Raw genomic sequence first — 22789 nt, 5'->3', positions numbered from 1 at the left:
TTGCAAACGGGATGCGCGCCAACTCAGAGACTTCCATGACAACGACCCTTGCCGCCAAGATCGCCCGCGAATACGGCACGCCCTGCGCCGTTATCGACATGGACAAGGTAGAGCGCAACATCGCGCGGATTCAGAAGGCTTGCGACGACGCCGGGATCGCCAACCGTCCCCACGTCAAGACGCACAAGAACCCCACCATCGCGAAGATGCAGATCGCGGCCGGTGCCAAGGGCATCACGTGCCAGAAGCTCGGTGAAGCCGAGATCATGGTCAATGCCGGCATCGACGATATCCTGATCAGCTACAACCTGCTCGGCGAAGAGAAGATGGCGCGGTTAGGGGCGCTGCAGGCGAAGGCCAACATGACGGTCGCCGCTGACAATTCGACCGTCGTCGCCGGCCTGCCCAAGGCCGCCGCAGCCTCAGGTCGACCGCTATCGGTCGTGGTCGAATGCGATACCGGCCGCCAGCGCGCCGGCGTCGAGACGCCCGCCGAGGCGATTGCACTGGCGCAGGAGATTGCCGCATCCAAGGGCCTGCAATTCGCCGGCTTCATGCTGTATCCGACCGAGACTGGTTGGGCGGACGCCCAAAAATTCTATGACGAAGCTCTGGCCGGCGTGCGCGCACACGGGCTGGATGCAAAAATCGTCTCGACCGGCGGGACGCCGAACCTGAAGAACCTCGGCAAGCTCAAGGGCGGCACCGAGCATCGCTTCGGCACCTACATCTATAACGACCGCATGCAGGTCGCGGCCGGCGTCGCCACCTGGGACGACTGCGCGCTGCACATCTATTCGACCGTGGTCAGCCGCGCCGCGCCTGAGCGCGGGATTCTGGACGCCGGCTCAAAGACTCTGACGACGGACACCGGCGGCCTCGACGGCCACGGCCTCATCCTGGAGCACCCCGAAGCGAAGATCGCACGCTTCGCCGAGGAGCACGGCTTCCTCGACCTCTCCCGCAGCAACACCCGGCCTAACGTCGGCGACGTCGTGCGGGTCGTGCCAAATCATGTCTGCGTCGTCGTCAACATGATGGACGAAGTGGTGATGGTGCGCGGCGAGGAGATCATCGGCACGCTGCCGGTGGCGGCACGGGGGAAGCTGCGATAGCTAGCCCCCGATCAGTGCCTCGAGTTCCCGGACCAATCCATCGCGAAAGAGTTTGATCGGCCGCTCCAGCCGACCGGCGGGGGCGCGATGCACCACCCATGCGCGCACGGCGGGTTTGAAGTCGCGCGCAGCGACCGGCTTGAGCCTGTCGCGAAATGCGCTGCGCTTGAGGGCGATCGGGGTGACCAGCCCGACGCCGAGGCCGCGCGACACCAGCGACAGGCGGAGCTCACTGTCCAGCGCCTCGACGGCGATGTTGAACGGAAGATGCGAGGCATCGAATTTTCGCTTCAGCGTATCGCGAAATCCACAGCCGTCCTGGTTGATCACCCACGACAGTTGGGACAGCCGTTCCAGGTCGACGGTGCGCGGGATCTTCATCTCGCGTGCGACGACGAAGACGACGGGCTGCGCGCCGAGATCGTCGGCCGCCAGATCGGCGGGCGGCACTGCACCGTCGGGGAGACAAATCGCGGCTGCATCGAGCTCGTTGCGGCAGACACGCTCGAGCTGGTTCGGCGACCAACCGGAGACCACCCGCACCGCCAGCGCGGGAAATTCGGCGCGCACCGCATCGAGTGGTGCGGTCAAGCCCGCTTCCGAGAGAAACGGCGTCAGGCCGAGCCTGAACTCGCCGCGGACCATTCCGTCGCTGGCAACGCCCGACTTGAGGTCGTCCAGCATCCTGAGCAGGCGCCTGCCCTGCTCGTAGGCCTCATGCCCCGCTGCCGTCGGCTTCAGGGGCTTCGAGAGCCGATCCAGAAGCTGCGCCCCCAACATCTCCTCGAGATTCTGGATGCGTCGGGTCACGCCAGGCTGGGTGAGATTGAGACGCGCCGAAGCTGCGACAATCGATCCGGTCTCGACTACGGCGACGAAAGCGACGAGCTCATGGGTATTCATAACAAACCCGCATATTCTTTATCGGCTTATTTGAATTGTAGCATATTGCTCGCTCCGCTTAAAGGGTCCCGCGCCACAGCTGCGAGGTCCCATGACTATCTCCGAAACCGCCAGGCCCGCGTCCCTAAACCAGCTCGCCGAGGGGCCCCTGATCTGGCTCGGCGCGATCACCGCCGGTGTCGTCGTCACCAATCTGTTCGCGCCGCAGATCCTGCTCGGCCTGATCGGCCGGTCAATGTCCATGCCGGCGTGGCAGGCGGGGCTGATCAGCACGCTGACCTTGCTGGGCTACGCACTCGGCCTGCTGCTGCTCGTACCTCTGGTCGATCTGGTCGAGAACCGGCTTGTCATCCTCCGCACACTCGGCTGCGCGATCCTCGCCGCTCTCGCGACGGCGCTCGCGCCGACGCCCTCGCTCCTGCTGCTCGCCACCTTCATCCTCGGCGCCTGCGGCGCGGCGATCCAGATGATGGTTCCGCTGGTCGCATCCATGGTGGCACCGGATCGCCGCGGCCAGGCCATCGGCGAGGTGATGGGCGGATTGATGATCGGCATCCTGTTGTCGCGACCTGCGGCGAGCCTGATTGCAGATCTCTGGAGCTGGCGTGCATACTACGTCGTCTCGGCCGCTCTGATGGCCCTGCTTGCCGGCGCACTCGCCCGTTACCTTCCAACTCTTCATCCGACTGGACGCGTGAGCTACGCCGAATTGCTTTTGTCCTTCCCAAGACTGCTGCGCGAAGAGCCGGTGCTGCGCGTGCGGGCCTGGACGGCATCGCTTGTCATGGCTTCCTTCACGGCGTTCTGGTCGGCGGTCGCGCTACGGCTGCCGGAGGCGCCGTTCGATCTTGATGCCAAGGGAGTTGCCGCTTTTGCACTGATCGGTGTGGCGGGCGCCGCGGCGACACCGATCGCGGGACGCTGGGGCGACAAGGGCCGGGCGCGGCCGATGTTCTTTGCCGCCCATCTGCTCATCATCGGCTCGCTTGCGCTCTGTGCCTGGGCGAGCGTGCTTGAATCCCAGATCACCGGTCTGCTGGTACTGAGCCTCGGCACGATCCTGCTCGACGTCGGCATCACCACCGATCAGACGCTGGGCCGCCGCGCCATCAACCTGTTGCGCCCCGAGGCCCGCGGTCGCATGAACGGCCTGTTCGTCGCGCTGTTCTTCATTGGCGGTGGCATCGGCGCGGCGGCGGCATCGCTGGCCTGGAGTTTTGGCGGCTGGACGATGGTCTGCGCGGTGGCGGCAAGCTTCGGCGTGCTCGGTCTCCTCACGGATCTCGCAACCCGGACCGGGACGTCATGATGCGGATGGTCAGGACGACAGTTGGACGAGCCGTCGCAACACACCCCTGCCCGCCGCAGCTCCCGTCGCGAACGAGGCCTGGAGCAAATAGCCACCGGTCGGCGCCTCCCAGTCCAGCATCTCACCGGCCGCGAACACGCCCGGCAGCTTGCGGATCATGAAGTCCGAGTCGAGTTCATCGAAGGAAATCCCGCCGGCGCTGGAGATCGCGCGCGCGATCGGCGCGACGCCTATGAGCTTGATCGGCACGGCGTTGATGAGCTCCGCCAATTGTTCAGCCGACATCGCCGACAACGACTGGCCGGCACCGATGGCGACTTCCTGCAACAGCCCGCCCGCGACCGGCGACAGCTGCGCAGCCTTGCGCAGGAAGTTGGAGAAGGATTGCTTGCCGCGCGAGGCGGACAGGCGCTTGACGAGTTCGCCATGATCGACATCCGGCCGCAACGCGACGTGAAGGACCGCTGCGCCGTTCGCTGCGATCGCCTCGCGCAGCTCGGCCGACAACGCATAGATCGCCCCGCCCTCGATCCCGCCGCTTGTGATCGTGGCCTCGCCGCGGGCGCGGTGTGGGCCGAAGGACAGCGTGATACCCTTGAGCGGTTGGCCCTCGAAGCGCGTGCGGAAGATTTCGGACCAATCGACGGTGAAGCCACAGTTCGCCGGCCGCAGCGGCGAGATCGCAACGCCTTTGTCGGCCAGGATCGTCGTCCAGCCGCCATCGGAGCCTAATCGCGGCCAGCTGGCGCCGCCGAGTGCCAGCACCGTGGCGTCCGCGGCGATGGCAGCGCCGCTGCCGGGTGTGTCAAAGACCAGCCGTCCGTCCCCGTCCCAGCCCATCCAGCGCTGGCGAAAGGCAAAGCGCACGCCGGCGGCATCGAGGCGCCGCAGCCAGGCCCGCAGCAAGGGCGAGGCCTTGAAGGCCTTCGGAAACACACGCCCGCTGGAGCCGACAAAAGTCGGCTCGCCCAGCGCCTCGCTCCAGGCGCGCAGCGCGTCAGGCGGAAACGCTTCGATCGCAGCCTGCAACCTCTGCGCCGCCTCGCGGTAGCGCGTGATGAACTGAGGCAGCGGTTCGCTGTGGGTGAGATTGAGCCCGCCGCGGCCGGCCATCAGGAATTTGCGGCCAGCGGACGGCATCGAATCGTAGACGGTGACGCGAGCACCACCCTGCACGAGCACTTCGGCCGCCATCAGACCGGCAGGGCCGGCGCCGATGACGGCGACCGCTGTCAGAGTTTTACCCCGGCGCGCGCAGCGGCTTGCGCCACGTATTTCTGCGTCTGCTCGAAAGCTCCCTGCAGCGCCTTCGCCTTTGACATGTCGCTGATCTCGGCGAAATGCGCCGCGACCGCATCCGGGGTCCACTCGGACTCCGGCAGGTTGATGCCTTCGCTCTCGACGATCTTGATCACCGCGAACGAGCCGGCGCCGGCGCCCATGATGGTGCGGGTCGGCGCGTCCTCGCTCAGCATGTACTCGACCGCGGGCGTGATCGCGTTCGGCTTCATCAACTGCAGCGCCTGCGGCGGCAGCAGCTCTTCCGTCATGCGGGTCGCTGCCGTCGGCGAGATGATGTTGACGCGGATGTCGCTCTTGCGGCCTTCTTCCGCCAGCACGTTCATCAGGCCGACCATGCCGGACTTGGCCGCTCCGTAATTGGCCTGGCCGAAATTGCCGTAGAGGCCGGAGGACGACGTCGTCAGGACGATGCGGCCATAGTTGCGATCGCGCATGCCGGCCCAGGCCGCCTTGCAGCAATAGAAGGTGCCGACGAGGTGCACGTCGAGCACCTTCTGGAAATCGGCCGCTTCCATCTTGCCGAACGACTTGTCGCGCAAAATGCCGGCATTGGCACACAAGAGGTCCACGCTGCCCCACTCCTTGGTGGCGCGCTCGACCATCGCGGTGACCTGCTCGAAATTCGAGACGTCGGCGCCGTCGGCCATGGCGGTGCCGCCCGCCTTGCGGATCTCCTCGACAACGGTCTCCGCCGGCGACAGCGAGCCGCCGCTGCCGTCGCGCGCGCCGCCGAAATCGTTGACCACGACTTTCGCGCCGCGGCTTGCCAATCCCAGCGCATGCGCGCGCCCCAAACCATTGCCCGCGCCGGTGATGATGGCGACGCGTCCGTCGAACCTGATTGCCATTGTGCTTCCTTGTGCTGTCTTCCCTTCTCCCCTTGTGGGAGAAGGTGGCGCGAAGCGCCGGATGAGGGATCTGTCTCGGCAGATGAGCGTGTGGAGAGATACCCCTCACCCGGCTTCATCTCGCTCCGCTCGATTTCGCCACCCTCTCTCGCGAGGGAGAGGGTTCGAGCGCACCGATTTGGACAACTTTTGAGCAGCGATGGGCTGCCGGGTCAAGCCCGGCAGCGACGGCCCACTCAGGCGAAATAGATCAACCCGAGCCAGTCCGCGACCAGCGCGGGCTTGTCCTCGCCTTCGATTTCCACGGTGACGTTGGTGCGCGACTGCAATTCATTCGGCTTGCGCAGCTTGGCTTCCGCCAGCACGAAACGGCCCCGAACGCGCTTGCCCGAGCGCACCGGCGAGATGAAACGCAGCTTGTCAAAACCGTAATTGACCCCCATCGTGGTGCCCGCGATAACGGGCATCACCTCGTAGGACATAATCGACAGCAGCGACATCGTCAGGAAGCCGTGCGCGATGGTGGTGCCGAACGCCGTCTCCTTCTTCGCACGCTCCGGGTCGACGTGAATGAACTGGTGATCCTCGATCACGTCGGCATAGGTGTCGATGCGGGGCTGATCGACCAGGTGCCACGACGACACGCCGATCTCCTTGCCGACCATGGCCTGATAGGCGTCCAAGGAAATCGGCGGCTTCTTCCAGACTTCGTTCACTTAGGTCTCACTCCGTGTTTTCGGCAGCTCCGGAAAGTCCTCTTCGCGGAATTCCCGGCCGCGCAGGGCATCATTGCGGTCGTCGTCACGCTCCAGCCGTCTCAGCTGAACGCGGCGGATCTTTCCCGAGATCGTCTTCGGCAGCTCCGTGACGATCTCGAGGCGCCGGATGCGCTTGAACGGTGCAAGGCGCGTGTGCAGATGCCTGAAGATGGAGAGCGCCGTCTCCGGCGAACGCTCCGCACCGGATGTCAGCAGCACATAGGCCTTGGGGATCGCGAGCCGGATCGGGTCCGGGCTCGGCACCACGGCAGCTTCCGCGACGAGCTCGTGCTCGAGCAACACGCTCTCGAGTTCGAACGGGCTGATGCGATAGTCGGAGGATTTGAATACGTCGTCGGAGCGGCCGACGAAAGTGAGATAGCCATCGTCATCCTCGAACACGACGTCACCGCTGCGATAAAGCTCGCCTTCGGCGCCGGACAGCCCACCGTCGTCGCCCTGATAGCCCTGCATCAGGCCGGCGGGGCGGTTTTCGCCGAGCACTAGAGCCACCTCGCCCTCTTTGGCCGGATGACCATCGGCGTCGCTGACCTGCACGCGATAGCCCGGCAGCGGCCGGCCCATCGAGCCGACCTTGATCTTTTGCCCCGGCGAGTTGCCGGCCAGCGCCGTGGTTTCGGTCTGGCCGTACCCGTCGCGGATGGTGAGGCCCCAGGCGGCCTGCACCTGGTCGATCACTTCAGGATTGAGGGGCTCGCCGGCGCCGCAGACCTCGCGCAAGGCCACCTTGAACGACGCAAGATTCTCCTGGATGAACAGCCGCCACACCGTCGGCGGCGCGCACAGCGTGGTGACGCCGCAGCGGCCAATGGTGGCAAGCAGCCCCTTGGCGTCGAAGCGCGGCTGGTTGACCACAAAGACGGTCGCGCCCGCATTCCACGGCGCAAAGAAACAGCTCCAGGCGTGCTTGGCCCAACCGGGCGAGGAGATGTTGAGATGGACGTCGCCGGGCTTCAACCCGATCCAATACATGGTCGAGAGATGGCCGACGGGATAACTGCGCTGGCTGTGCCGCACCAGCTTCGGCTTTGCCGTGGTGCCCGAGGTGAAATAGAGCAGCATCGGGTCGTCAGCGTTGGTCGGGCCGTCGGCTGCAAAGCTCTCCGACGCCCTTGCGGCGTCATCATAGGAAAGCCAGCCATCGGAGGCCTCGCCCACGACGATGCGGACGATATCATCGGCGCCAAGACTTGCGAACTTCGCAACCTGGTCCTGCGCGGCCACCACCGCCTTTGCCTTGCCGCGATCGAGCCGGTCGCGCAGCTCGTCGGCGGTGAGCAGCGTCGTCGCGGGAATCACGACGACGCCGAGCTTGATCGCGGCCAGCATCGTCTCCCACAGCGGAACGACATTGCCGAGCAGCAGCAGGAGATGATCGCCGCGCTTCAAGCCTTGCGCGCGGAGGAAGTTGGCGACCTGGTTGGAGCGGCGCGACAACGCCCCGAACGAGAGCTTGGTCTGCCGATCCTGCGCGGCATCGACGATCCAGAGCGCAGGACGATCCTTGCTGTCCGCATTCGCCGCTAGCTCGGCATCGAACCAGTCGAGCGCCCAGTTGAAGGGAACCGGATCCGGCCAGCGGAAGCCCTTGACCGCTGTCTCATAGTCCGTGCGGTTGTGAAGCAGAAACGCGCGCGCTTCCTGAAATGTCGTCATTAGGCTTTCCCGGCCAGCCCCCTAACGTGCTCGATAATTCCGGAAAAATCCACCCCGCCCTGGCCGGCTGCGTCAAAGGCCTGATAGATTTCCTGCGCATGCTTGCCGAGCGGCGTCGCCGCGCCGGCGGCCTTGGCGGCGTCCTGCGCCAGTGTCAGATCCTTCACCATCAGTGCCGAGGCAAAGCCCGGCTTGTAGTCGTTGTTGGCGGGCGAGGTCGGCACCGGCCCGGGCACCGGACAATAGGTCGTCAGCGACCAGCACTGGCCCGACGAGGTCGAGGCGACGTCGAACAGCGCCTGGTGCGAGAGCCCGAGCTTCTCGGCCAGCGCGAACGCCTCACTCACGGCGATCATGGAAATGCCGAGGATCATGTTGTTGCAGATTTTTGCCGCCTGGCCCGCGCCGGCACCGCCGCAATGCACGATCTTCTTGCCCATGTTCTCCAGCACGGGCTTTGCCGCTGCAAACGCGTTGTCCTCGCCGCCGCACATGAAGGTGAGCGTCGCACCCTTGGCTCCGCCGGTGCCGCCGGACACCGGCGCGTCGACCGAAAGCACGCCGTGCTTGGCCGCGAGCGCATGCGCCTGCCGCGCGCTCTCGACGTCTATGGTGGAGGAGTCGATGATCAACGCGCCCTTGGTCATCGCGGGAACGACCTCGCCCCACACGCCGAGCACATGCTTGCCGGCCGGCAGCATGGTGACGACCACATCGGCACCTTTCACGGCGCCCGCAGCGCTCTCTGCGATGCCGGCACCGTCGGCCTTGGCCTGGTTGCGGGAGGCCTCGGCGAGGTCGAAAGCGACGACCTTGTGGCCGGCCTTGACCAGATTGGCGGCCATGGGGCCGCCCATGTTGCCGAGACCGATGAATGCGATCGTGGCCATCTTGGTTTCCTCCGCTTGAAAGACGTTGTTAGTTGAACTTCAATTCGTCGGCGCCGATCTCGGCGAGATAGTGCGCAAGCATGTCCGGCGTGACGTCCTCGATTCGCGACGGCGACCAGGTCGGATTGCGGTCCTTGTCGATCACGGCGGCGCGCACGCCTTCGCGAAAGTCGTCGCTGCGGAAGACTTCCAGCGCAGCCCGATATTCGCGCACCAGGCATTCTTCCAGGCTCGACGCGGTGCGCGCGAGCCGCAGCAGCTTGAGCGTCACCACCATGCCGCGCGGCGATTTTTCGTTGAGCGTCTTCAACGTCGCCAGCGCGAACTCGGAACCGTCGCGCTTGAGCGCGGCAAAAATGTCTTGCATGCGGTCGAAGCCGAACAGTGCGTCGATCGCCGGCTCCTTTGCGGCGACCGGCCCCGCGATCTCCCCGGTCGCAAAACCGTTGATGAGCTTGCTGACATCGGCCGCGGTGACGCCCTGGCGAACTTTGGTCAGCGCGTCGCGCAACTCGGGCCATTTGGCCGCCGGTACCACCGCGTCGGCAAACCTGGCATGGATCGCATCGGGGCCGTTCATGGTCTGGCCGGTCAGGCCGAAATAAGTGCCGATCTCGACCGGCGAGCGTGACAACAGCCAAGTGCCGCCGACGTCGGGAAAGAAACCGAGCCCGACCTCGGGCATCGCAAGCCTCGTACGGTCAGTCACGATTCGATGGCTCGCATGCGCCGAGAGTCCGACGCCGCCGCCCATCACAATGCCGTCCATGAAGGCGACATAAGGTTTCGGGAATTTCTTGATCCGGGCGTTGAGGATGTACTCTTCCCGCCACAGGATCTTGCCGAGGTCACCATTGACCTTCGAACTTTCCCAGAGCGCACGGATGTCGCCGCCGGCACACAAGCCACGCTCGCCGGCACCTTCCAGCACGATCACGGCAACGGCGGGATCGGCCTCAAAACGGTCGAGCGCCTTGTCGATGTCGCGAAACATCTCCAGCGTCACGGCATTGATCGCCTTGGGGCGGTTGAGCCTGATAAATCCGGCCGAGCCTTCGACCCATGCGACCAGATCGCCCTCCTCCGCTCCACTCATCGGGCGCCCTCGATCAATTTGCGCGCCACGATCAGCCGCATGATTTCGTTGGTGCCTTCGAGAATCTGGTGCACGCGCAAATCGCGCACGATCTTCTCGATGCCGTATTCGCTGAGATAGCCGTAGCCGCCGTGCAGCTGAAGCGCCTGGTTGGCGACCTCGAAGCCGGCATCGGTGCCAAAGCGTTTGGCCATCGCGCAGAGCATCGTGGCGTCGGGATCCTTGCGGTCTAGCGCCGCCGCTGCGCGCCACAGGAACGTACGCGCGGCCTCGAGCTCGATCGCCATGTCGGCGAGACGGAACTGCAATGCCTGGAATTCGTCGAGGCGTTTTCCAAAAGCCTTGCGCTCTTTCATGTAGGAACGCGCCTTGTCGAGCGCGGTCTGCGCGCCGCCTAGTGAGCACGCTGTGATGTTGAGACGCCCGCCGTCGAGGCCTGCCATCGCGATCTTGAAACCGACGCCCTCCTCGCTCAGCCGGTTGGCGACCGGCACGCGGGCGTTCTCGAAGATCACGGCGCGGGTCGGCTGCGCGTTCCAGCCCATCTTGCGCTCGTTGGCGCCGAACGAGACGCCCGGTGTGTTGGCGTCGATGACCAGCGTCGAGATGCCGCCGGGGCCATCGCCGCCGGTGCGCACCATCGCGACCAGGAGATCGGTCCCGCCGGCGCCGGAGATGAACTGCTTCTGGCCGTTGAGAACGTAATGATCGCCGTCGCGCACGGCACGGGTGCGGAGCGCTGCCGCGTCCGAGCCGGCGCCGGGCTCGGTCAGGCAGTAGCTCGCGATCAGCTCCATGGTGCAGAGCTTGGGCAGCCATTTGTGGCGCTGGGTGTCGCTGCCGTAGGCATCGATCATCCACGACGCCATATTGTGGATGGAGATGAAGGCCGAGGTGGTCGGACAGCCCGTCGCCAGCGCTTCGAAGATCAGCGCCGCGTCGAACCGTGTCATGGCGGAGCCACCCACATCCTCGCGGATGTAGATGCCGCCCATGCCGAGCGTGGCGGCCTCGCGCATCACCTCGACGGGAAAATGCTTCTCCTCGTCCCAGCGCAGCGCGTGCGGCGCGATCTTTTCCGCCGCAAACGCCAACGCCATGTCGCGAACCGCGATCTGATCCTCGTTCAGAGCGAACTGCATCTGTTAGCTTCGCTCCAACGACGGTTACTTCATCAGCGGGATCGAGAACTCCGCGCCTTCCTTGACGCCGGACGGCCAGCGCGAGGTCACCGTCTTGGTCTTGGTGTAGAAGCGGACCGAATCCGGGCCGTGCTGGTTGAGATCGCCGAAGCCCGACTTCTTCCAGCCGCCGAAGGTGTAATACGCAATCGGCACCGGGATCGGCACGTTGATCCCGACCATGCCGACGTTGACCTTGGCCGCGAAGTCGCGCGCGGCGTCGCCGTCGCGGGTGAAGATCGCAACGCCGTTGCCGTAATCATGCTCCGACGGCAGCGCCAGCGCTTCCTTGTAATCGTGCGCGCGCACGACCGAGAGCACGGGGCCAAAAATCTCTTCCTTGTAGATCCGCATGTCCTTGGTGACGTTGTCGAACAGCGAACCGCCGAGATAGAAGCCGTTCTCGTAGCCCTGCATCTTGAAGCCGCGGCCGTCGACGGCGAGCGTCGCGCCTTCCTTGATGCCGATGTCGATATAGCCCTTGACCTTCTCGACCGCCTCGCGCGTCACCAGCGGACCGTAATCGGCGGAGGGATCGATCGAGGTGCCGATCTTGAGACTCTCGACGCGCGGGACCAGCTTTTCCATCAGGCGGTCGGCAGTGGCCTTGCCGACCGGAACCGCGACTGACACGGCCATGCAGCGTTCGCCGGCCGAACCGTAGCCGGCGCCGATCAGTGCGTCGACTGCCTGGTCCATGTCGGCATCCGGCATGATGATGGCGTGGTTCTTGGCGCCGCCAAAACATTGGCAGCGCTTGCCGGTCTGGGCGGCGCGCTCGTAGATGTATTGCGCGATCGGGGTGGAGCCGACGAAGCCGACGGCCTTGATGTCGGGATCGTCGAGGATGGCGTCGACCGCTTCCTTGTCGCCGTTGACGACATTGAGGATGCCGGACGGCAGGCCCGCCTCGATCATCAGTTCGGCAAGCATCATCGGCACGCCGGGATCGCGCTCCGACGGCTTCAGGATGAAGGCGTTGCCGCAGGCAATCGCAGGAGCGAACTTCCACATCGGAATCATCGCCGGGAAATTGAACGGCGTGATGCCGGCGACGACGCCGAGCGCCTGGCGCATCGAATAGATGTCGATGCCGGGGCCGGCGCCTTCGGTGTACTCGCCCTTCATCAGATGCGGAATGCCGCAGGCGAACTCCGCGACCTCGAGGCCGCGCTGGATGTCACCCTTGGCGTCAGGAACGGTCTTGCCATGCTCGCGGGCAAGCAGTTCGGCCAGCTTGTCGTAGTCGCGCTGCACCAGCTCGACGAACTTCATCATGACGCGAGCGCGGCGCTGCGGGTTGGTCGCGGCCCATTCCGGCTGCGCGGCGCGGGCGTTTTCCACGGCGGCGCGAACCTCGGCCTTGGACGCCAGCGCCACCTTGGCCTGAACGTCACCGGTCATCGGCTCGAAAACGTCGGCGGTGCGGCCCGAGGTGCCCTTGACCTCCTTGCCACCAATGAAATGTCCGACTGAACGCATGGAATGGTCTCCTTGAGGCGAGCTTGAACGCTTTGACAAATCCTATCGACCTGCATTTTATAGGATTCAAGTCTGAGATAATGCACCATAGATGTGCGAAAATGCTGGATCAAGGCGCTATCGACTGGGACGACTTCCGGTTCGTGCTGGCCATCGTGCGGGGCGGCTCGGTTTCGGCTGCGGCAAAACAGCTCGGCGTCGACCATGCCACCGTGATCCGCCGCGTCGACCGGCTGGAGAAGCATCTCTCGGCCAAGCTGTTTGACCGGCGCAAGACCGGCTACCTGCTGACAGAGGCCGGCCAGCGCGTCGCCGACAGCGCGGAAGCGATGGAATCGACCATCGTCGCCAACCAGGAGCAGGTCGGTGGCTCCGTGGCGCGGCTGACCGGCACGGTGCGGATCGGCGCGCCGGACGGTTTTGGCACCGCCTTCCTGGCGCCGCGACTGGCGCCGTTCGCGGACCGGTATCCCGATCTCGACCTGCAACTGGTGGCCACCGCGCGGCTGTTCAGCCTCTCCAAGCGCGAGGCCGATATCGCCATCAGCCTGACCATGCCGAAGGAAGGCCGCATCGTCGGCCGCAAGCTGCTCGACTACCGGCTCGGACTCTATGCCGCGCCCGCCTATCTCGACCGCTTCCCGAAAATCACCTCGCGCGAGGTCCTGCCGCAGCATCGATTCGTCGGCTATATCGAGGAGCTCTTGTTCACGCCCGAGCTCGACTATCTGCCGCAGGTCTCGCCGAAGATCTCCGCGCGCTTGCGCAGCGCCAATCTGATCGCACAACTCAACGCCACGCTCGCCGGCTTCGGTATTGCGGTGCTGCCGCACTTCATGGCGGCCGACTATCCGCAGCTGATTGCGGTGCTGGCGGAAGAGGTCTCGATCACCCGCACCTTCTGGATGCTGATGCACGCCGACAGCAAGGACCTCGCACGCATCCGCGCGGTGGCGGATTATATTTCCGAGATTGTGGAGCGCGAGCGGGCGTTGTTTGCGGGGCTCTGAAGCCTAGCTCTGCTTCGCCTTTTTCGCCGCCGCAGCCTTCGGCTCACGCCGCGCGCCGTCCAGCGCGCTGTCCTTGCCCGTCTTCAGCACCTCATCCGACAGCTCGCTCGAGCCGGCAATGCGCGCGAGCAACATGGTGCCGGCCATGGTCGCCAGCGTCGCGATCGCCTGCTTGCGCGCGGCCTTGCGCGGCAGATTCGGGATGAAGTCCGTGATCATCTCGATCATCTCGTCGAGCTTGCCGGCAAAGGCCTTTCGCGTCTTCGGGCTCTCTCGGGCGATCTCGGCGCCGAGCGCGGGGATCGAGCAGCCGTGACCGGGGTTGTCGCGATGCACCGCGGAGAGATAGGTCTCAACGATCTGACTGAGCTGCTTCTCCGGCGTGACCTGATCGGATTGCTTGCGCCAGTGCTCCATCGAGCGATCCATAGCGTAGCCAAACGCCTCGATCACCAGCGCCTCGCGGGAATCGAAATGGGCGTAGAAGCCGCCATGGGTCAGGCCCGCTTCCTTCATGAGGTCGGCGACACCGATGCCGTGGGCGCCCTTTTCGCGCAGCCGCACGGAAGCCTTCTTCACGATGCGGTCGTGGGTTTCCTGCTTGTGTTCCCGGGAATAGCGCATGCGGATCTCATTGGATGTCGGGGGTCATCTAATAACACGGATATCGGCCGGACGGCGCATTAATTCCCGGTAAAATTGTTGCCGATCATGGAAAAGGTCGCCGTTGCGTGCACCGCAAGCGCCCCCTTACCGTCGCGGACAAATCCCTCGGCGTAGCTGGTCTGGCGTCCCAGCTTGATCACCTTGCCTTCGGCGGAGATCAACCCGGACCGGACCGAGAGCGGACGCAGGAAGGTCATTTTCAGATCGAGGGTGACGGAGCCCTGCCCGGGCTCCAGCCGGGTCGAGATCGCACACCCCATGGCGGTGTCGAGCAGCGCGGCGGCTGTGGCCCCGTGCAGGAGGCCTATGGTGTTTTCGAGATCCTCGCGCGGCTCGAGTTCCATGACGATCCGGCCCGGCTCGACCACGGCCATGATGAAGCCGATCAGCTTGGCAAAGGGTGGCGGCGGCAGCCTTCCGTCGCGGATGCCCAGCATCGCATCCATGCCTGACAGGCCCATCGCCACTTTCGCAACCGGCGCAGGCACCTGCCATTCAACCACCCGCTCCCGCCGGCCCGCAGGCGAAAACAGGTCGAGTTGATCGATGTCGGTCATCGCGGCCTCTTTTGTATGATTTTCATCATACTATGCTGCGGACTTAGCGCTGGCAACTCCCTCCCCGCCGGCTTGACAAGCAATGCGTTTCGGCCCGGAAGTGTGACCTGACCGGCGTATTCGCACGTCTACGAAGCTCAGAGATCCTCTCATGGAAATGCTCAACAACCACTGCGGCGTGACGCGCGATGCGCGCGGCGTCGTTCATGTCGCGATCTGCAATGCCGGCTCGCTGAACATTTTGAGCTCGCCCGTCACCGATGCGGTGCGCGAAGGCCTGCAGCAGCTCTCGTCCGACCGCAGCATCCGGGTCGTGGTGCTGCGCGGCCAGAGCGAGAAGAGCATGATCGGCGGCGCCGACATCAAGGAGATGGCCAAGCTCGACCAGAAGTCCGCCGAGGCCTTCATCAGCCGCCTGCGCGACCTCTGCGAGGCCGTGCGCGCCTTCCCGGCCCCTATGATCGCGCGCATGCCCGGCTGGTGCCTCGGCGGCGGGCTCGAAGTCGCCGCGGCCTGCGATTTCCGGATCGCCGCCCGTGATGCGCATTTCGGCATGCCGGAGGTGCGGGTCGGCATTCCCTCGGTGATCCATGCCGCGCTGCTGCCGCGCCTGATCGGGTGGGCCCGCGCGCGCTGGCTGGTGATGACCGCTGAGAACATCGACGCGCCGACGGCGCTGGCCTGGGGGTTGGTCGACAAGGTCGCGCCGGAGGGTGGGCTCGATGCCGAGGTCGAGCACCTCGTGAAGGCCCTGCTCGAATGCGGCCCCGAGGCGCTGCGGTCGCAGAAGGCATTGCTGCGGCAATGGGAGGAGCTGCCGCTGACCGAGTCGGTAAATTTGAGCGTCAAAGTCTTCGGCGAGTCGTTCCTGACGGACGAGCCGACGCGGCTGATGGGCGCGTTTGTGAATCGGAAGCGGTAGGCGCTCTCCACCTCGTCCGATCGAACGAGCAAATCTCATCCGACCTACGACAATTTCTCATGCCCCGCGCAGTTGCATTTTTTGCGCCGCATCATATGATGACCGTAATCTTACATAGTTGGCATCTCACGGAGTCTCACCCATGGCCGAAGCCGCCGATCCCGTCGTCATCGTCTCCGCCGTCCGGACACCGCTCGGCCGCTTCATGGGCGAGCTTTCGCCGCTGGCCGCGCACAAGCTCGGATCGCACGTGATCGGCGCGGCACTGGAGCGTGCCAAGCTTGCGCCGGAGAAAATCGACGAGGTTTTCATGGGCTGCGTCCTTCCCGCCGGCCAGGGCCAGGCCCCCGCGCGCCAGGCGGCGCGGGCCGCCGGCCTACCCGATGCCACCGGCGCGACTACTGTCAACAAGGTCTGCGGCTCCGGCATGAAAGCGACCATGCTGGCGCACGACATCATTTGCGCCGGCTCGGCCGAGATCGTCGTCTCCGGCGGCATGGAAAGCATGAGCAACGCGCCGTATCTGCTCGCCAAGGCGCGTGGCGGCTATCGCGCCGGCCATGATCGCATCATCGACCATATGATGATGGACGGCCTCGAAGACGCCTACGAGACCGGCCGCTCCATGGGCGATTTCGGCGAGGCCACCGCAGAAGCCTATCAGTTCACCCGCAAGGACCAGGACGCCTTTGCGATGGAAACGCTCAGCCGCGCACGCAAGGCGGTCGAGGGCGGTGCGTTCAAGGCCGAGATCGCGCCGATCACGCTGAGTGAGAAGGCCGGCCCCCGCATCGTCGCCAATGACGAACATCCGCTCAAGGTCGATCCCGCAAAGATCCCCGGGCTGAAGCCGGCGTTCCGCGCCAACGGCACCATCACGCCGGCGGCCTCCTCCGCCAACGCCGACGGCGCCGCTGCGCTGGTGCTGACGAAGCGCTCGCTCGCCGATCGCAGCGGCCTGCCGGCTCTCGCCGTGATCAAAGGCCACACCACCCACAGCCAGGAGCCGCAATGGTTCACTACGGCCCCGATCCCGGCGATCCGCAAGCTCTTGGACAAAGTCGGCTGGAATGCCGGCGATGTCGATCTGTTCGAGATCAACGAAGCCTTCGCCGTGGTGGCGATGGCGGCCCAGCGCGATCTCGGCATTCACCGCGACAAGCTCAACATCAACGGCGGCGCCTGCGCGCTCGGCCATCCCATCGGCGCCACCGGCGCACGGCTGATCGTGACGCTGCTGCATGCGCTCGAGGCGCGAAACCTCAAGCGTGGCGTCGCCGCGCTCTGCATCGGCGGCGGCGAAGCTACTGCGATCGCGGTAGAGCGCCTGACGCACTGACGTGAACGTCCGGAAATGAGGGAACTCTGTCATTTCCGACAGACGCGCCCCGTGCCATTCTGAAAACTTGCGCAGGCTCTCGCCTGCCCATCAAGATTGAGGCCCAATGATCTCGAACTGGCTCGCGGCAACACTCGGCCGCCGCAATATCCACTACGGCTGGGTGATGGTCGGCGTGACCTTCCTCACCGCGCTGATCAGCGCCGGCACGGTCGGCGCGCCCGGCGTGTTCATTGTTCCGCTTCAGAAGGAATTCGGCTGGAGCACGGCGGAGATCTCGTCGGCGTTGTCGATTCGCTTCATCCTGTTCGGGCTGATGGCGCCGTTCGCGGCAGCCCTGCTCAACCGCTACGGCCTGCGCAATGTCACGCTGACCGCGCAGCTCATCGTGGTCTCGGCGCTGGTGCTCTCGCTCGGCATGACAGAGGTCTGGCAGCTCGTCGCGCTGTGGGGCGTCGTGATCGGGATCGGCACCGGCATGACCGCGCTGGTGCTGGGCGCTACCATCGCGACGCGCTGGTTCGCGGCACGGCGCGGCCTCGTCGTCGGCATCATGACCGCGAGCGTCGCCACCGGTCAGCTCGTGTTCCTGCCGCTGCTGGCAAGCCTCACCGAACGTTTCGGCTGGCGGCTCGCGCTCGGCTTCGTCTGCATCGCGCTTGGTGTTTCCGCCCTCGCGGTCCTGCTCGCGATGCGCGACCGTCCGAGCGATTTGGGCCTGCGCCCTTTCGGCGACGAGGGCACCACACCCCTGCCCGCGCCGCCCGTCAGCCATGGCTCGATCACCGGCGTCGCACTCGGCACGCTGCGCGACGCCTCGAAGAGCGGCGCGTTCTGGGTCCTGTTTGCGACGTTCTTCGTCTGCGGCGCATCCACCAACGGCCTCGTGCAGGTGCATCTGATTCCGATGTGCCTCGATTTCGGCATCCCGCAGGTGCAGGCCGCGGGCTTGCTGGCTGCAATGGGCATCTTCGACTTCTTCGGCACCATCATGTCGGGATGGCTTTCGGACCGCTACGAGAACCGCTATTTGCTGTTCTGGTATTACGGCCTGCGCGGGCTCTCGCTGATCTTCCTCCCCTTCAGCGATTTCTCGTTCTATGGGCTCTCGATCTTCGCGATGTTCTACGGGCTCGACTGGATTGCAACTGTGCCGCCCACGGTGCGCCTGACCGCGCAGAAATTCGGACCTGAGCGCGCCAATCTGGTGTTCGGCTGGATCTTTGCAGGCCACCAGCTCGGCGCGGGCACCGCTGCCTTCGGCGCCGGTCTCTCGCGGACGGTCTATCAGAGCTACCTGCCCGCCTTCTTCATCGCCGGCGCGCTCTGCGTGTTCGCCTCGCTGATCGTGCTGACGCTGTCGCGACAACCGAAGCCGAAGCCGCAAGCGGCGATGGCTTAGTATCTGATGGTGCCGGTGACGCCGTAAAATGCGGCGTCACCGATCCGCCCGACACGAGGCGGGTCGTCCGGGTTCGGGGTGCCGCTCGATTGCGGAAGACGTACCTGAAAATAAAGCGCGACCAGCCGTCGCAGATCGAAAATCAGCAAGGCGAACCTGCCGTAACCGTCAACAGACGCCTTGCGGATGTTCATGTGTCGCAATTATGTCGGCTGGCCGCTCAGGCGAGGGACCCCCCGCGCGGGTTGACGATCGTATAGCCACGCAATGAACGCGCATGCATTCGCGTCGCGTGTCCGCCCGAGTTGGCATCGTACGCCATCCAGATGTCCCCTTCCAAATGCTGCTCGAGGACGAATACATGTCCACGTCGCGCTGCGACCATTCCCGGTGCGGGTGATGTCCGCGGGAAGCGCAGCCAATTGGCCGCAAGATTCAATTCCGGCACGAAACGGCCGAACACGCGCAGAGCCGCGCCGCAGCCGCAGAAGGAGGAAGGACACCCTGCCGGACGACTGCCGACGATGCGGGCGCTGGAGATGCTCGTCGTCGGGGCGCCGCCCGCGTCGGTCACTGTCAATTGCGTCGCGCGATAGGCTTGTAGCGAGGACCTGGGATTCAGTGGGGACCGGGAAGCCCGCTCACGGCGCGGTTGCGCATATGAGAAGTCGCAGGGCATCGTGACGTTGCATTCAGGTACTTGATGAATGCGATAAGTCCGTGCTTCGGAAGCGACGGAGCTGAGGGCAACCAAGAGACACGCAGAAAGAACCGCCTTGAACATTGCAGGGCTCCAAATTGAAGATCCCTGCCCCGGCAATGAGAAACCAATAACAGTTTGGCTGAAATCGGCTAAAAGAACGGCCAAAAGTGGCTTCATTTGCAGGCCGATTTCTGCAGTCCTCATAGCCCAGACGTAGCGGCGGAGATAGATAACTCGCAGAGAACGAACGCGTGTCGTCGCAACCGAAACGCGATCGCATGTGCACGCGCCGCTCAGCGATGGGCGTCGACCGGCCCGAGCGCACAATTGCGCAGGGTACCCCTCGAGCCATAAACCCGGCCGGTGATTGTTGCGCGCTTGGTCAACCCCGAGTCGTCGCCAAACCCGCTCCTGTGGCTATCGCAAAGTCCGATTTTGCAGCGCCGAGCGCTGCGGCGAGCTCGTCGATGTGGTAAGGCTTCGATAGGATCCGGATCCCGGCCTGCTCGGCGTCGTGAACCGCGGCTTCGGCGTATCCGCTCGTCAGCAGGACCGGAATGTCGCTTCGCCTTCTTCTGATCTCGCGCGCGAGTTCGACACCGTTCATGCCGCCCGGCATCATGATATCGGAAAACACCAGATCGACGGAGCGGCCGTCCGCTAGGGCACCGAGAGCCGCCGCAGCGCTGGCCGCCCGCGTGACCTGGTAACCGAGCTGCGCAAGCATCTCGCTGACGAGCGCGGCGACCTCGTCGTCGTCTTCGACGAGGAGGATTCGCCCCTGATTGGCCTTCTTGGGCCGCGCCCTGTTCAGGTCGATGAGGTGCCGTTCACCCGAAGGGATATTCCTGGATCGCGGCAAATAGAGCTCGATGCTGGTGCCCTCGTCGACAATCGATTTTATTCGAACCATCCCGCGTGATTGCGTGGCAAATCCGTGGACCTGAGCAAGCCCCAGGCCCGAGCCTTTCCCGACATCCTTGGTCGTGAAGAACGGTTCGAAGACCCGCGCCAGGATCTCGGGGCTCATTCCAACACCCCTGTCGACCACGGATAGGCGAACGTAATCGCCCGCGATCTCGTTCTCGTTCAGGCCGGCCAGGTTCTCGCCACGGACAACGATCGTACCGCCGTTCGGCATCGCATCGCGGGCGTTGACCGCCAGATTGAGAATGACCAGTTCGAGCTCTCCCGGATCGACCTCAACCGGCCAAAGCCCCTCCGGAAAATCGAACTCGACGTGAACGTCGCCTCTCAGGCTCCGATCGAGCAATTCGCGCATGCCGCCGATCTGCGCGGGGATGTCGACGGCCTCGGGCCGGAGCTTCTGCCGCCGTGAAAAAGCCAGAAGCTGCCTGGTCAGGCCCGCACCACGCTGCGCCGCCTGAACCATTCCTTCCAACAGCCGACGCCGCCGATCAGGATCGGTCTGTCGGTCGAGCATGTCCAATCCACCGGAGATCACCATCAGCAGATTATTGAAATCGTGAGCTACTCCGCCGGTCAATTGCCCAATGGCCTCGATCTTCTGGGCCTGACGAAGGGTCTCCTCGACGCGGGCGCGCTCTTCCATTTCGGCCCGCAGATGCTTGTTGGCCTCCTCGAGGGCACGGGTGCGCTCGACCACGAGCTTCTCGAGCTCCTGGGCCGTCCGCTCGCGCGCCTGCAGCAAGGTCCGAATTTCATATTGCCGCCGGCGGGCCCGCATTGCGGATTGAATTGCGCTCGTCAGCGTGATCGGCTGAACCGGGCGCTCGAGCAGCGAAACGTTGCGGAGTGTCTCGACGATGCTGCGGCGCCAGGCAACCACCGCCGGCTGCTCCCGGTGGCTGGTAAGAATGACAAAGGGCAGGTCGGACCAGGGCGGCTGCCGCTCGATCCAATGTGCCAGCGGCTGGGTATCCTTTCCGAACAAGCCCTCCTCGGCGAGAAGCACCGCGCCCACGCCAGCCGACATCTCGTTGACCAGTTCAGGCAGACCTCGACAATTGATTGCCACGAGATTCGAACTGCGGAGAAGCTCGACCGATGCCGGTCCATCGCGGCCAATCGGAGCAAACACGAGGACGCAATGATCGCGGTCGGCGCTCATTCCGACAGCCCCTCCGGTATCTCCGTGCCCGAGTAACGCGGATTCCCGGAAAAGATGCCGCTGAATCCGGTCAGCGGAGGACCGACCGTAATGCCGGCACTGCCAAGACGAAACTCGCGGATGGAATTTTCATGATTGCCGCTGCGCTTCTTCACGACCGAGAGGGCGCGCCGCACCGTTCCGCCGACCTCGAAATAGCGCAGCATGAGCACGGCATCGCTCAAATAACTGATATCGAGGGCCGTTTCCATCGGGCCGACCAGCCCATGCTGAGCGAGGATAAGGACGGTCAGCACGCCTTTCTGCCCGAGATAGCTCAAGAGCTCGTGCATCTGGAGGATGAGAAATCGCTCATCCGGCATTGCGTTGAGGTAGCCGTTCAGACTGTCGATGACAACAATTCGGGCGTTGTCCTTTTCGACGCTGTTGCGCACATTGGCGGCGAATTCGCCGGGGGACATTTCGGCGGGATCGATCTGTTTAAATCGGATGAGTCCCGATTGCAGATGGCTTTCAAGCGGCAGGCCCAGCGTTCGAGCCCGGGCCTCCACTGTACCGCGACCTTCATCGAAGGCAAAGAACACCGCATGCTCACCGCGATCTGCCGCCGCGATCGCATAGGTCAGCGCGAGAGACGACTTGCCGACACCGGCGGCGCCCAAGAGCAGCGCACTGGTGCCGCGCTCGAGCCCTCCTCCCAGTAGCTGGTCGAGGTGTGCATTGCCGCTGGGCGTCAACTCACCGATAAACGAGGTGTGATGTTCCGCCGCCACCAGACGGGGGAATATCCGCACCCCTCCCGCTTCGATCGTGAAATCGTGGAAACCGCCGCGAAATCGAATGCCGCGCATCTTGATCACGCGAAGCCGCCGGCGCTCTGCCCCATAATCAATGGCGAGCTGTTCGAGCATCACGACGCCATGCGCGATCGAATGGAGTTGCAGATCGTCCTGGGAGGACGAGAGATCGTCGAGGAGGATGACCGTGCAGTTGCGGTTGGTGAAAAAGTGCTTCAGGGCCAGAACCTGGCGCCGGTACCGCAGCGGGTTCTGCGCAAGGAGGCGGAGCTCGGACAGGCTGTCCAGCACCACGCGCGCGGGATTGATCCGTTCGACCTCCTTGAATATCAGGCCCGTGGTTTCGCTCAGCTCCATCTCGGCGGGGTGGAAGACGGTGAGCTCGCGCTCCGGATCGAGCGTCGTCTCAGGCGGCACCAGTTCGAAGATGTCGACTCCTTGCAACGACCAGCCGTGCCGCTGTGCAACCAGCGTCAGCTCACGCTTGGTTTCCGACAAGGAGATATAGAGCACGCGTTCACCGGAGCGGGCGCCCTCGAGAAGGAATTGAAGCGCCATCGTGGTCTTGCCCGAGCCGGGCCGACCCTCGTAGAGGTACATGCGATTGGGATCGAGCCCGCCGTAGAGGATATCGTCGAGGCCATCACTGCCGGTCGAAATCCTGGGCAACTCTCCGGGGTCGCTGGTTTGCGCCCGGCTCGATGAATTGATCATTGAACCCCCGTGAAGCTCCATCGCCA

20 protein-coding genes and 1 pseudogene are annotated in these 22789 nt (G+C 64.6%); 6 read left to right on the top strand and 15 right to left on the bottom strand.

The window, feature by feature from the left end; translation table 11 throughout:
• Nucleotides 1–35: 35 nt before the first annotated feature.
• The gene (locus IVB36_RS09270; RefSeq protein ID WP_085353048.1) at nt 36–1115 is read left to right on the top strand and encodes an alanine racemase; all 1080 of its coding nucleotides are present in this window, start codon (nt 36–38) and stop codon (nt 1113–1115) included.
• Here the strand turns inward: IVB36_RS09270 and IVB36_RS09265 are convergent, their stop codons facing one another.
• Complete coding sequence (locus IVB36_RS09265; RefSeq protein ID WP_247391315.1) at nt 1116–2018, bottom strand: LysR family transcriptional regulator; 903 nt, start codon at nt 2016–2018, stop codon at nt 1116–1118.
• Between the two features lie 91 nt (nt 2019–2109).
• Here IVB36_RS09265 and IVB36_RS09260 point away from each other — a divergent pair, with 91 nt between their 5' ends.
• Nucleotides 2110–3327 (top strand): MFS transporter, encoded by a 1218-nt coding sequence (locus IVB36_RS09260; protein WP_247391313.1) that lies wholly within the window; start codon nt 2110–2112, stop codon nt 3325–3327.
• 9 nt (nt 3328–3336) lie between these two features.
• Here IVB36_RS09260 and IVB36_RS09255 read toward each other — a convergent pair whose 3' ends face one another.
• The 8 genes and pseudogenes from IVB36_RS09255 to IVB36_RS09220 form a co-directional block, all read right to left on the bottom strand.
• The gene (locus IVB36_RS09255; protein ID WP_256466579.1) at nt 3337–4563 is read right to left on the bottom strand and encodes a TIGR03862 family flavoprotein; all 1227 of its coding nucleotides are present in this window, start codon (nt 4561–4563) and stop codon (nt 3337–3339) included.
• Nucleotides 4560–5477, bottom strand: coding sequence for an SDR family NAD(P)-dependent oxidoreductase (locus IVB36_RS09250; RefSeq protein WP_247391310.1), 918 nt, complete (start codon nt 5475–5477; stop codon nt 4560–4562). Before IVB36_RS09250 ends, IVB36_RS09255 begins: the two co-directional genes overlap by 4 nt.
• A 236-nt stretch (nt 5478–5713) precedes the next feature.
• A complete protein-coding gene (locus tag IVB36_RS09245) occupies nt 5714–6193 on the bottom strand; it encodes a MaoC family dehydratase (protein ID WP_247297535.1) in 480 nt (159 codons plus the stop codon).
• A complete protein-coding gene (locus tag IVB36_RS09240; protein WP_247391309.1) occupies nt 6194–7912 on the bottom strand; it encodes an AMP-binding protein in 1719 nt (572 codons plus the stop codon).
• Nucleotides 7912–8817, bottom strand: a pseudogene (gene mmsB / locus IVB36_RS09235) (3-hydroxyisobutyrate dehydrogenase); the annotation flags it as partial. The pseudogene mmsB and the gene IVB36_RS09240, both read right to left, overlap by 1 nt.
• Nucleotides 8818–8830: 13 nt before the next feature.
• Nucleotides 8831–9898 carry an enoyl-CoA hydratase/isomerase family protein gene (locus tag IVB36_RS09230; protein ID WP_247297537.1) on the bottom strand — a complete coding sequence of 356 codons (1068 nt, stop codon included), beginning with the start codon at nt 9896–9898 and terminating at the stop codon, nt 8831–8833.
• A complete protein-coding gene (locus tag IVB36_RS09225) occupies nt 9895–11040 on the bottom strand; it encodes an isobutyryl-CoA dehydrogenase (protein ID WP_247391307.1) in 1146 nt (381 codons plus the stop codon). The genes IVB36_RS09230 and IVB36_RS09225 overlap by 4 nt, the downstream gene beginning before the upstream one ends.
• 24 nt (nt 11041–11064) lie before the next feature.
• Nucleotides 11065–12561 carry a CoA-acylating methylmalonate-semialdehyde dehydrogenase gene (locus IVB36_RS09220; RefSeq protein WP_018459217.1) on the bottom strand — a complete coding sequence of 499 codons (1497 nt, stop codon included), beginning with the start codon at nt 12559–12561 and terminating at the stop codon, nt 11065–11067.
• Between the two features lie 101 nt (nt 12562–12662).
• On the opposite strand from IVB36_RS09220, the gene IVB36_RS09215 reads away from it, so the two are divergent.
• A complete protein-coding gene (locus IVB36_RS09215; protein ID WP_018459218.1) occupies nt 12663–13571 on the top strand; it encodes a LysR family transcriptional regulator in 909 nt (302 codons plus the stop codon).
• 3 nt (nt 13572–13574) lie between these two features.
• On the opposite strand, the gene IVB36_RS09210 is transcribed toward IVB36_RS09215, so the two are convergent.
• Both IVB36_RS09210 and IVB36_RS09205 read right to left on the bottom strand, forming a co-directional pair.
• A complete protein-coding gene (locus IVB36_RS09210; RefSeq protein WP_018459219.1) occupies nt 13575–14195 on the bottom strand; it encodes a TetR/AcrR family transcriptional regulator in 621 nt (206 codons plus the stop codon).
• Between the two features lie 59 nt (nt 14196–14254).
• Nucleotides 14255–14794: a PaaI family thioesterase gene (locus tag IVB36_RS09205; protein ID WP_018459220.1), complete on the bottom strand. Its 540-nt coding sequence runs from the start codon at nt 14792–14794 to the stop codon at nt 14255–14257.
• A gap of 151 nt (nt 14795–14945) precedes the next feature.
• Here IVB36_RS09205 and IVB36_RS09200 point away from each other — a divergent pair, with 151 nt between their 5' ends.
• The 3 genes from IVB36_RS09200 (at nt 14946) to IVB36_RS09190 (ending at nt 18457) form a co-directional block, all read left to right on the top strand.
• Complete coding sequence (locus tag IVB36_RS09200) at nt 14946–15716, top strand: enoyl-CoA hydratase (protein ID WP_018459221.1); 771 nt, start codon at nt 14946–14948, stop codon at nt 15714–15716.
• Nucleotides 15717–15858: 142 nt separating this feature from the next.
• Nucleotides 15859–17055, top strand: coding sequence for an acetyl-CoA C-acyltransferase (locus IVB36_RS09195; RefSeq protein WP_247391306.1), 1197 nt, complete (start codon nt 15859–15861; stop codon nt 17053–17055).
• Nucleotides 17056–17161: 106 nt separating this feature from the next.
• Entirely contained in the window at nt 17162–18457 is a 1296-nt protein-coding gene (locus tag IVB36_RS09190) for an MFS transporter (RefSeq protein WP_247391305.1), read from the top strand.
• On the opposite strand, the gene IVB36_RS09185 is transcribed toward IVB36_RS09190, so the two are convergent.
• The 4 genes from IVB36_RS09185 to IVB36_RS09170 all read right to left on the bottom strand — a co-directional run bounded on the left by IVB36_RS09185 (nt 18454) and on the right by IVB36_RS09170 (nt 22763).
• Entirely contained in the window at nt 18454–18651 is a 198-nt protein-coding gene (locus IVB36_RS09185; RefSeq protein WP_247391304.1) for a hypothetical protein, read from the bottom strand. The two genes, IVB36_RS09190 and IVB36_RS09185, sit on opposite strands and share 4 nt — an antisense overlap.
• A 26-nt stretch (nt 18652–18677) precedes the next feature.
• Nucleotides 18678–19364 carry a hypothetical protein gene (locus tag IVB36_RS09180; RefSeq protein WP_247391303.1) on the bottom strand — a complete coding sequence of 229 codons (687 nt, stop codon included), beginning with the start codon at nt 19362–19364 and terminating at the stop codon, nt 18678–18680.
• A 178-nt stretch (nt 19365–19542) separates the two neighbouring features.
• A complete protein-coding gene (locus tag IVB36_RS09175; RefSeq protein WP_018459226.1) occupies nt 19543–21252 on the bottom strand; it encodes a response regulator in 1710 nt (569 codons plus the stop codon).
• Nucleotides 21249–22763 (bottom strand): ATPase domain-containing protein, encoded by a 1515-nt coding sequence (locus tag IVB36_RS09170; protein ID WP_018459227.1) that lies wholly within the window; start codon nt 22761–22763, stop codon nt 21249–21251. Before IVB36_RS09170 ends, IVB36_RS09175 begins: the two co-directional genes overlap by 4 nt.
• Nucleotides 22764–22789 lie beyond the last annotated feature (26 nt).

The organism is Bradyrhizobium sp. 35 (genome assembly GCF_023073215.1).
In the GTDB taxonomy this organism is placed as follows: domain Bacteria; phylum Pseudomonadota; class Alphaproteobacteria; order Rhizobiales; family Xanthobacteraceae; genus Bradyrhizobium; species Bradyrhizobium canariense_D.
The sequence above is the reverse complement of the archived record's forward strand: the minus strand, read 5'-3'. Positions and strand labels throughout refer to the sequence as shown.

Coding starts and splice junctions, on each gene's coding strand:
- IVB36_RS09215 (WP_018459218.1), top strand. CDS start 12,663: ATGCTGGATCAAGGCGCTATCGACTGGGACGACTTCCGGTTCGTGCTG.
- IVB36_RS09185 (WP_247391304.1), bottom strand. CDS start 18,651: ATGAACATCCGCAAGGCGTCTGTTGACGGTTACGGCAGGTTCGCCTTG.
- IVB36_RS09225 (WP_247391307.1), bottom strand. CDS start 11,040: ATGCAGTTCGCTCTGAACGAGGATCAGATCGCGGTTCGCGACATGGCG.
- IVB36_RS09200 (WP_018459221.1), top strand. CDS start 14,946: ATGGAAATGCTCAACAACCACTGCGGCGTGACGCGCGATGCGCGCGGC.
- IVB36_RS09190 (WP_247391305.1), top strand. CDS start 17,162: ATGATCTCGAACTGGCTCGCGGCAACACTCGGCCGCCGCAATATCCAC.
- IVB36_RS09180 (WP_247391303.1), bottom strand. CDS start 19,364: ATGAGGACTGCAGAAATCGGCCTGCAAATGAAGCCACTTTTGGCCGTT.
- IVB36_RS09220 (WP_018459217.1), bottom strand. CDS start 12,561: ATGCGTTCAGTCGGACATTTCATTGGTGGCAAGGAGGTCAAGGGCACC.
- IVB36_RS09170 (WP_018459227.1), bottom strand. CDS start 22,763: ATGATCAATTCATCGAGCCGGGCGCAAACCAGCGACCCCGGAGAGTTG.
- IVB36_RS09230 (WP_247297537.1), bottom strand. CDS start 9,898: ATGAGTGGAGCGGAGGAGGGCGATCTGGTCGCATGGGTCGAAGGCTCG.
- IVB36_RS09205 (WP_018459220.1), bottom strand. CDS start 14,794: ATGACCGACATCGATCAACTCGACCTGTTTTCGCCTGCGGGCCGGCGG.
- IVB36_RS09260 (WP_247391313.1), top strand. CDS start 2,110: ATGACTATCTCCGAAACCGCCAGGCCCGCGTCCCTAAACCAGCTCGCC.
- IVB36_RS09195 (WP_247391306.1), top strand. CDS start 15,859: ATGGCCGAAGCCGCCGATCCCGTCGTCATCGTCTCCGCCGTCCGGACA.
- IVB36_RS09210 (WP_018459219.1), bottom strand. CDS start 14,195: ATGCGCTATTCCCGGGAACACAAGCAGGAAACCCACGACCGCATCGTG.
- IVB36_RS09250 (WP_247391310.1), bottom strand. CDS start 5,477: ATGGCAATCAGGTTCGACGGACGCGTCGCCATCATCACCGGCGCGGGC.
- IVB36_RS09270 (WP_085353048.1), top strand. CDS start 36: ATGACAACGACCCTTGCCGCCAAGATCGCCCGCGAATACGGCACGCCC.
- IVB36_RS09175 (WP_018459226.1), bottom strand. CDS start 21,252: ATGAGCGCCGACCGCGATCATTGCGTCCTCGTGTTTGCTCCGATTGGC.
- IVB36_RS09240 (WP_247391309.1), bottom strand. CDS start 7,912: ATGACGACATTTCAGGAAGCGCGCGCGTTTCTGCTTCACAACCGCACG.
- IVB36_RS09265 (WP_247391315.1), bottom strand. CDS start 2,018: ATGAATACCCATGAGCTCGTCGCTTTCGTCGCCGTAGTCGAGACCGGA.